Source organism: Paenibacillus cisolokensis, assembly GCF_050481165.1.
Classification (GTDB): Bacteria; Bacillota; Bacilli; order Paenibacillales; family Paenibacillaceae; genus Paenibacillus_AH; species Paenibacillus_AH cisolokensis.
Map to the genome: position 1 here is coordinate 1 of NZ_JBCNFP010000208.1, position 1,273 is coordinate 1,273.

3 protein-coding genes are annotated in these 1,273 nt (G+C 62.1%); 2 read left to right on the forward strand and 1 reads right to left on the reverse strand.

The window, feature by feature from the left end:
• A partial coding sequence (locus ABEV74_RS23085) for a hypothetical protein (RefSeq protein ID WP_430150060.1) occupies positions 1-259 on the reverse strand: 259 nt, incomplete at its 3' end.
• Positions 260-553: 294 nt separating this feature from the next.
• On the opposite strand from ABEV74_RS23085, the gene ABEV74_RS23090 reads away from it, so the two are divergent.
• Positions 554-940, forward strand: a complete 387-nt coding sequence (locus tag ABEV74_RS23090; protein WP_145977198.1) for a DnaJ family domain-containing protein — start codon at positions 554-556, stop codon at positions 938-940.
• Positions 937-1,251: a rhodanese-like domain-containing protein gene (locus ABEV74_RS23095; RefSeq protein WP_430150064.1), complete on the forward strand. Its 315-nt coding sequence runs from the start codon at positions 937-939 to the stop codon at positions 1,249-1,251. The genes ABEV74_RS23090 and ABEV74_RS23095 overlap by 4 nt, the downstream gene beginning before the upstream one ends.
• Positions 1,252-1,273 lie beyond the last annotated feature (22 nt).

Consider the following 1,273-nt stretch of genomic DNA (forward strand, 5'->3'; position numbering starts at 1 on the left):
CCGCACCGGCGGTGCCGGGGAACTCCCCCGGCTCCCGTCCGGAGTCGCCTCGCTCCGCGCCGCCCGATGCGCCGCCCCGCGATGACGGGGCGGACGCCGACGCCGGCAGCACGATGAGCCGGCTGCTCGCCGCGAAGAAACGGTCGCAGCGCTGATCGCGCTGCGGCCGTTTCGGCTTGAGCGGTTCGAATGGCCGCATTGTGCCGGGTTCCGCCGAAACCGCGAAGCGGAAAGCGCGGCTCGTTGTCGGCTCGATCAATGATCGCCGCCACGCAGCGCCGCGATGCGCACCGGACATGCAGGCCGGGCTTCGAACGCCAGGGACCCCGAGGTCGGAGCTCGCTTGCAGGCCAGACCTCGCAGGCTGGCTTCGCACGGCGCCGGTACGCCGTTGTTGCCGGTCCGATGCCGAATCGCCCGCGCCCGCGGCGGCTGGACATGGCGGCCGCGCTAACGGTACAATGACGTTGTGAACCGGGGGACGTATTCAGCCTGAAAACCCTGAAACGGAAACATTTGCGAAACGGATGCAATGTGCAAGGAGGCGGCTACGGTGGACTTTTTTTCCCAGCTGGTCGAGGAACGAATTGCCGAAGCAAGGCGAAAAGGCGAGTTCGACAACCTGCAAGGCGCGGGCAAGCCGCTCGAATTGGAAGACCTGTCCCATATTCCGGAAGAGCTTCGGGTCGGCTACAAGCTGCTCAAAAATTCCGGTTACGTTCCGGAAGAGGTGCAGCTGGCCAAAGAGCTGATCGCGCTGCAGGATCTGATCGCCATGTGCGAGCAAGACGACGAGCGCCGGAAACTGAGCAAGCAGCTGAGCGAAAAGCGTCTCCGGCTTCGCCTGCTCGGGGAGCAGAGAGGCTGGGGAAGCCTGGCGGCGTTCGGACAATATGAAAAACAAATTCGAGAGCGACTGGAAGGAGCGGATCAGACATGATCCCGAAATGGACGACCGACGAATTGCAGCGCAAGCTGGAGCAAGGGGAGAAAATCAACCTGATCGACGTGCGCGAGCAGGAGGAATGGGAAGAAGGCCATATTGCGGAAGCCCGACATATTCCGCTGTCCCAGCTGGCCGAACGCTACGAGGAATGCAAATCGGGCGAAGAGCCGATCGTTCTCATCTGCCGGAGCGGCAACCGCAGCGGCAAAGCTTGCGACTTTTTGCATGAACTGGGTTATCCTGTCGTCAATGTGGAGGGCGGCATGTTGGCCTGGCAAGGTCCTGTAACGAGAGGGGCAAATTAACCCTAAATTTCGAAAGCCCGTA

Excerpts from the sequence above, each read along its gene's own strand:
- ABEV74_RS23095 (WP_430150064.1), top strand. The coding sequence starts at position 937 with ATGATCCCGAAATGGACGACCGACGAATTGCAGCGCAAGCTGGAGCAA.